The 7,561-nt window shown below is 64.0% G+C and carries 3 protein-coding genes; 1 reads left to right on the top strand and 2 read right to left on the bottom strand.

Going from position 1 to position 7,561, the window contains the following annotated elements; translation table 11 throughout:
- Positions 1–330: 330 nt before the first annotated feature.
- The gene (locus F8M74_RS36595) at positions 331–768 is read right to left on the bottom strand and encodes a hypothetical protein (RefSeq protein ID WP_141258943.1); all 438 of its coding nucleotides are present in this window, start codon (positions 766–768) and stop codon (positions 331–333) included.
- A 10-nt stretch (positions 769–778) separates the two neighbouring features.
- Positions 779–2,689: a hypothetical protein gene (locus tag F8M74_RS36590; protein WP_141258942.1), complete on the bottom strand. Its 1,911-nt coding sequence runs from the start codon at positions 2,687–2,689 to the stop codon at positions 779–781.
- Between the two features lie 372 nt (positions 2,690–3,061).
- Here F8M74_RS36590 and F8M74_RS36580 point away from each other — a divergent pair, with 372 nt between their 5' ends.
- Positions 3,062–7,195: a tetratricopeptide repeat protein gene (locus F8M74_RS36580; RefSeq protein ID WP_162295150.1), complete on the top strand. Its 4,134-nt coding sequence runs from the start codon at positions 3,062–3,064 to the stop codon at positions 7,193–7,195.
- Positions 7,196–7,561: the final 366 nt, after the last annotated feature.

Raw genomic sequence — 7,561 nt, 5'->3', positions numbered from 1 at the left:
CTGAAGGCTGACACCTCGTTCAAGGCAAGTCTGCCCAGACGCGTGCGGCAGGCTGGTCACGACGACACCTACCGCACCCACCTCCTCACCCTCGTCATTTCATAGGCCTATCGTGCGGGTACCCTGCTTTGCCCCTGGAGGCGGGGGATTTCATTGCCGAGGTAGGTGGTGTCGGTGCCGATAATCATGGGTGTCTCCCTGGCGCGCAGTGGGGAGCGCGCGAAGACATACACGCTCTATCTTCGAGACATAGCAAGTCGAGGAGAGAGGGGTTCGGGCCGCCCCGGAGCATGGCGGGCGCAGGGGGGCTGTTTCGCTGGCAGTGTATGTCTATCGACTGGACTCCTCCGGGGCGCGGGGCTGCTCGTCGGGCGACACCTCGATGCGCAAGCCCTGCGGAAACCAGCGCTCGCGAGCCTCCTGAGAAAGGGGCCGCACCGCCACCTTGCCGGCGCCGCCCCCCTTGGGCTTGAGCACCGTGTGCAGGCGCCCGCGTTGGACGAGTTCGGCATGGAGGTGGCCGACGAGGAGCCGGTGCAGGTGCCCGAAGCTGCCTGGCGCCGGATGCTCCGGCTCACCCACGGGCGCGCGGATGAGGAACTCGGTGGAGCGGCAGGCGGGACAGGGAGGGAGCTGGACGAGGCCGTCGTCCACGTCCTCCCGACGCGCGACGCCGACCTCCAGGGTGTCGAGGGAGAGGCGATTGCCGCTGCCGCACCGGGCACAGCGTTGAAGCACGTCGTCGGCGGTGACTTCGTGAATGGCCATGGGGGCGTCCTCACGCGACTGCGGTGTAGCTGCCAAACCAGTACGTCGCGGCGAGGCCTTGGAGGGTTTGGTGGGTGTAGAAGGCGAAGCCGTCTCTGTCGGGCACCATGACGGTGGGATTGCCGACGAAGCTTCCGGCGAAGGCGTGGGGGGAGAGGGTGATGGAGGAGGGCGCGGTGGGAAAGCGACTGCGGAACGTCACCGAGCCGCCCCCGGCCAGGTTGTCGTGCGAGGCAGTGTCGCTGTTGCTGTACTGGAGGCCGAGCCGGCCCACCTCGCGCACGCTGCCCGCCAGCTCGAAGGAGGTGTTGCTGGCGGTGCTACTCATGGGAAGCCGCCAGGTGCGCGTCCAGGTGGTGAAGGTGACGCCAGTGGTGGCGTCGTGGAGGAACTCCGCCTCGTTGCGTGAGAGGCGAAAGCCGCCGGAGGCCGTCCCGCTGGTGTCCCGGGCCCAGGCACTTCCATTCCAGGCCGCATTGAGGGTGAACCACACCGAGTCGCTGTCGGCGTAGAGGCGCAGCCGCGCGGCGGCGCCCCCCGCGCCTTGTGCGTCGAGGAGAAGGACGCGGCCGGTACCCAGGACGGGCTGGAGGATGGCCTTGTGCTGGCCCGCCGCCGTCTCGTTGCCGCGGAAGTGCCCGCCGCTGAAGGCCCCAAGGACTTCGGCGAGGGCCGCCTCGGCGGTGCTCGCCGTCAGCAGGTTGCCCGTGTCCGCGACGGAGACGGAGGAGGCCGCGTGGGCCCCCGCGCCTTGTGTGACGTGCCCATTGAGGAAGCCCAGCAGCGAGGCCACCTGCTGCCGCAGGCTGCTGGCGGGGAGGGCGTGGGGCGTCCCGGCCAGTGCGTCTCCTCCGACGCGAGCGGAGCCGGGACTGTTGGCCGTTGTCTCTCCGAGGCGGGTGACGACTTCCTGGAGCTGCGCCTGCACGCTGGTGCCGCTGACGTAGCCATGCGGCGATGCGCCAATGGCGCTGGCGTGGTGGGCGCCGGTGGCAGCGCCCTGGTGGGCATTCACGAAGCTCAGCAGTGAGGACAGCTGCGCGTCCACAGTGCCCGCCGGCAGGAGGTTGGGCGTGCCGGGCACCGCGTCCGCGCCCACGCGGGAGGCGCCCGGTGTGCCAGCGGCGGCCGAGGAGAGCTTGTCGACGACTTCGTCCACGGCCTCCTGCACGGTGGTGGAGGTGAGGAAGCCATGGGGCGCGTAGTCCACTGCACCGGCCTCGTGCCTCCGGGCGTCGCCGGAGAAGTGGCCGGCCAGCTCGGCGTCCACCTCGTCCAGCGTCGCCTGCACCGTGTCCGCGCTGGGGCTCAGGACGTCCCAGGTGCCGCTCTCCACGGCCACGGAGGTGCCTCGGGCGAAGATGAAGGCTTGGCGGCGGGAGGTGTCCAAGTCCGCGGCGAGAATCTGCGTCTGCCCCGGGCGGCGCCGGACATCACACAGCAGCAACTCGTCGGGCTGGAGGGCGGGCTTGGGCGCCTGGCCGACGGGGCCCTCCGGTGCCTGGCGCACCACCAGCTCGAAGGACTCGTCGCGGCGGAAGTACACCTGCTGGGAGTTGCCGTCCGTGCGCGGCTCCGACAGCAGGCGGGTGAAGCGCAGGAAGATGCCCACCCACCGCTCGCTTCCCGAGGTGGAGACGTCGGTGGGGATGCCCGACAAGTCCACCGAGCAGTCCACCGTCTGCCCGGTGCCGAAGAAGATGCGCTGGCCGAGGTTGTCGTAGGCGCGTCCCGGGGCCGTCAAGTCAACGGAGAGGTTGGGGACGGGGGAATGCGGCGCGGGCACGGCCCCGGAGATGACGCCGTGGACGCCCAAGTCTGAGGCGAGGTTTCTGTCCGCCTGCTCCAACTGCGAGAAGGCCAGGTCCAGCTCGGCCTCCGTCACCTTCTGCCTGAAGAAAAAATCCAGCCGGTTGCTCATGCCTGCGCCCTCCAGAGGAAGGCAAAGGCATGGCGCGAGAAATCGGGGACATGCCGGGCGGACGTCAGTGCAGCGTCGTCGTCTCGCCCAGCTCGCTGAGTCCCAGCTCCCAGTGCTCCGGGAGAATGGGCGGCAGGGGTTCCACTAGATCCACGAAGTGGGTATGCGCGGGCTTGAGGTACTCGACGAGGGTGCGCAGGCGCTGGCGCTCCGAGGGCGTGAGGAGGCTATCCGTCTAATTCATCAGCTCGTAAGCCGCCGTAAATACGACGTGAGTTGGACCCGACCCAGGTGTACCCGCAGTCTTCGGAGTGTGGCGAACATGCGGTGCTGGGCCAACCAGTAGTGCCATACTGGTGTTCAGGGGTACCCATGAGCTATCGACTACGCATACTTCACATCTCCGACCTGCATATCCGTGGAGACTGGGAGCGGGAGGCGTGGCGGCGACGCCGAGTTCTCGGCGATGCTTGGCGGCGCAATCTCGATGAGATCCTAACGGATGGGCCTGTGGATCTCGTGGCCTTCACCGGGGACTTGGCTTTCTCCGGGCGGCCGGTGGAATACGAGGGAGTCCTCCTGTTCCTAGATGAGATGCTGGCGCGAATTAATTGCCCGCGTGAGCGGCTCTTCCTGGTTCCTGGCAATCATGATGTGGACCGCTCGGTCGCCTCTGCAAGCTGGAAGGAATTGAGGGAGTTGCTTCGTCCCAGTGATGCCCAGGAGTTCTCCCAGTGGATGGTTTCGGAGAAGGGCTGGGCTCCTCGGGGATTTCGTGCCTCAATGCGTGACGAGGTCTTGGCGCGACAGGCTGCCTACAGGGAGTGGGTCGCGAAGGTGCTTGACCGTCCCGGCTTATTACCGTCTACGGCACTTCACCCTCGGCTAGGCTACAGAGAGACGCTTCGGCTGTCGGGGCACCCATTTCCGGTGCATATCATTGGTCTCGATTCGGCATGGCTTGCAGGTGACGACAATGACTCAGGTCGGTTGTGGCTTACCGACGACCAAGTGATGCGCCTCGCAACGAACGAAGGGGGCGAGCTTGGTGGCGTCCGTGTGGCGCTTATCCACCACCCGTTGAGTCAGTTGATGGATGGATCATGTGCTCAGCGCTTATTAGCGGGGCATGTGGACTTGCTACTCCGAGGGCACCTGCATGAGGCGGAGGCTCTTCTCTCTGAGGAGCCGTCCTCCTCGCTGCGCTCGTTGGCTGCTGGCTGCCTCTATGAGAGCGACAGATACCCCAACTCCTTCCAACTTATCCAACTGGCTTTAAATGATCGAGGAAGGGTCGAGTCTTGCGACGTCTGGTTTCGCTCGTGGGCTTCGCAGGGTGGTTTCTGGTTCAACGATGACGGTAAGTACTCGGGCAGTCGCGGTGGGCGGATCCGCTGGTGGGGGGCGAAAGCACGTGTTGCGCCAGCCCCTATTCGAACGGGCGTATTCGTAGGGCGCACAGCCCAGCTTCGAGCGTTGGAGGAAGCGCTTCTCCCCGAGAAGGGGGAACCGCGGCCGGTGGCCGTTCAGGGTATGTCTGGTGTGGGAAAGTCGTACTTGGTAGGGTATTTTTTCCGAGAGCATGCGGGGCGCTTCCCGGGCGGGTTTCATCGTCTATCTCTCCAGTACGGCCATCGGCAAACGGCGGACGAGTTACTGCGGGAGGTGGCAGATCTTCTCGGAGTGACAGCGGCGCATGACGGCCTTGCCGCAGCCTTAAGAGAGAAGCTGCGACTGTCATCTGCACTGCTGGTTATCGACAATGTAGATGGCCCGACTGAAGCCACAGCTGCGGCAGACGTTGTTCGTCGGCTCGCTGGGTGTGCTGTCATCGTGAGTGGACGGTTGAATGGCTTTGGCGACTCTTCGGGCTGGGAGGTCATTCTGGTAAGGCCTCTTGATAGTGAGCAGGCGCTTGAGCAGCTATCGGAAGAGTATCGCCCTCCGCGTGGGAGCGCGGATGCGGAAGGCTTCCTGTCATTTGTGCGAGAGCTAGGACACTTGCCGCTCGCAATTCATTTGGCAGCAGGTTATCTCCGCCGAGGCCATACAATGGACGGCTTTCTGGCTCAATTGCGGCGCAAGCGGCTGGCGATAGGTCCTGCTGATAAGGCCAGCGAGCTTCTATTGGAGGGTGCCTCTAGGTCAGAGCTCCGGACATCCCTAGAGATCTCGCTAGATGCACTGAGAGCGCTGCTTTATGAGGAATGGGGAGAAGATGCCCCGAAGTTTTTTCTGGGGATGGCAGCACTTGGCCATGCACCTGCCGCCGGTGTCGGCTTATGTCTAGGGGCCGCCTTGGCGGGGCATTCTGAAGATGAGTTTGCTTCCCTGATTGTGCTGGCGGTGGAACTGTCCATCCTTGAGAAGGTGCCCTCGGAAGAATCGTCTCAGCAGGACAGATGGCGAGTGCATCCGCTAATTGCGGCCCTACTTCGGGAAGGCATAAGCCAAGATGTTGTCATCGCCAGGATGACAGAGTGGGTTGTTAGTCGGTTGCCAGAGCAATCCGATCAGTCTGATGCACAGGGCGAACGGTGGCGGGAGCTGACGCTCGAAACCACATCCTTGGTGGTGTGGTTGGCTCAGGTGCCGGCCGCAGATAGGGCAAGGGTGGTGGATGTCTGTATTAGCTATGCGCAGATGAACGGTCCATTCCTTGCGTGGGCTGCCTTTTGTGAGGAGGCTCTTCTTTCGTTGACCGATCCAAAGTTGCGGTCTCTGACGTTGGGGTTACTGGCGCGCGTTGCGATGAATGCTGGCCTCCTGGATATAGCCCTTGGTTCCGCACGCGAACTGCAGGTACTCGCGCGTTCGCAGCGCACCGAGTCCTTTGATACCAAGGCCTTCGCAATCATCGCCGACGTACTCTATGCGCGGGGGGAGTTGGATGAGGCGCTGCGTATCCGCCAAGAGGAGATGCTACCCGTCTTCGAGCGGCTGGGTGATGCGCGCTCCCAGGCCATGACGCTTACCAAGGTGGCTGACATCCTCGAAGATCGAGGGGAACTGGATGATGCACTTCATATCCTACGAGACGAAGTGCTGCCCGTCTTCGAGCGACTAGGCGACTTGCGCTCTCGGGCCATGACGCTCGGCAAGATGGCTGACATCTTTCAGGGGCGAGGAAATCTGGACGAGGCGTTGCGAATCCGCCTCGAAGAGGAGCTGCCTGTTTACGAGAAGTTGGGCGACTTGCACTCCCGGGCCGTAACCCAGGGCCAAGTGGCCGACATCTTCCAGACACGAGGGATGCTGGACAAGGCGCTGTGCATCCGCCAAGAGGAGGAGTTGCCTGCCTACGAGCGGCTGGGCGACGTGCGCTCTCGGGCCGTCGCCCTCGGCAAGGTGGCCGACATTCTCTTGGCACGAGGGGAGTTGGATGAGGCGCTGCGCATCCGCCGAGAGGATGTGCTGCCAGTCTTCGAGCGGCTGGGCGACGTGCGCTCTCGGGCCGTCGCCCTCGGCAGGGTGGCCGATATTCTCTTGGCACGAGGGGAGTTGGATGAGGCGCTGCGCATCCGCCGAGAGGATGTGTTGCCAGTCTTCGAGCGGCTGGGCGACGTTCGTTCGCGCGCTGTTGCCCTCGGCAAGATGGCTGACATCCTTCTGTCTCAAGGGGAGCTGGACGAGGCGTTGCGACTACTCCAAGAGGAGGTGCTACCAGTCAACGAGCGGTTGGGGGATGTGCGCTCCCGGGCCATGACGCTCGGCCAGGTGGCCGATATTCTCCAGGCACGAGGATCATTGGATGAGGCACTGCGTATCCATCTGGAGGAGGAGTTACCGGTTTACGAGAGGCTGGGAGACGTGCACTCCCGGGCCATGACGCTGTTGCAGGTGGCAGACATTCTCCATGCGCAAGGGGAGTTGGATGAGGCGCTGCGCATCCTCCAATCTGAGGTATTGCCGGCCAACGAGCGCCTGGGCGATGTGCGCTCCCGGGCCGTAACGCTGGGCCACGTGGCCGACATCCTCAATGCACGGGGAGAGGTGAACGAGGCGCTGCGCATTCTCCAAGAGGAGGTACTGCCCATCTTTGAGCGGCTGGGGGACGTACGCTCGCTCGCCTTAACCCTTGAGCAGACGGCTGGCATCTTTGCGGCACGAGGCCAATTCGACGAGGCATTGCGCATCCGCCGAGAGGAGGTACTACCCGTCTTCACGCGACTGGGCGATGTGCGCTCCTGGGCAATGACTCGTGGCAAGGTGGCGAGTGTCCTCCAGGCGCAAGGGCAGTTGGATGAAGCGCTGCGCATTCTCAGAGATGAGGTGCTGCCCATTTTCGAGCGGCTAGGGGACGTGAACTCTCGGGCCGTCACCCTCGATATGGTAGCCGACGTCTTTTCGGCACGAGGGGAATTCGATGAGGCGCTGCGCATCCACCGAGAGGATGTGCTGCCCGTCTTCGAGCGGCTGGGGGATGTGCGCTCTAGGGCAACCTCCCTTCGTAAAGTGACGGCCATCCTTGATGCGCGCGGTAACTACACAGGCGGACAAGGTTAGTCTTCCTTGTGCTGGTTGGTTCTGTTGGTGTGGTTTGGTTCAAGGGATGTGGCAGCTCACTGGAGACGCGCTGCCTTTGCACTTGGTTGACGTCGTTGATGTGTAGCGGTCGTTGGCGGAGTCGCGCTCTTCGTATCAATGCAGCGTCGTCGTCTCGCCCAACTCGCTGAGTCCCAGCTCCCAGTGCTCCGGGAGAAGGGGCGGCAGGGGTTCCACCAAGTCGATGAAGTGAGTGTGAGGTAACCGTCCGGCCAGCGACGTGGCGTGAGCGGTTGCAGACGGACGATGGCCGTGACCGGCACGCGCCGCGAGGATTTAGAGGCTGGGCTGGAGGAGTGAATCGGGCGGGTCGGCGGCACGCCGCCG

It is taken from the genome of Myxococcus sp. CA023 (assembly GCF_010998615.1).
GTDB lineage: Bacteria > Myxococcota > Myxococcia > Myxococcales > Myxococcaceae > Myxococcus.
This window is presented reverse-complemented; position numbering and strand designations above follow the sequence as displayed.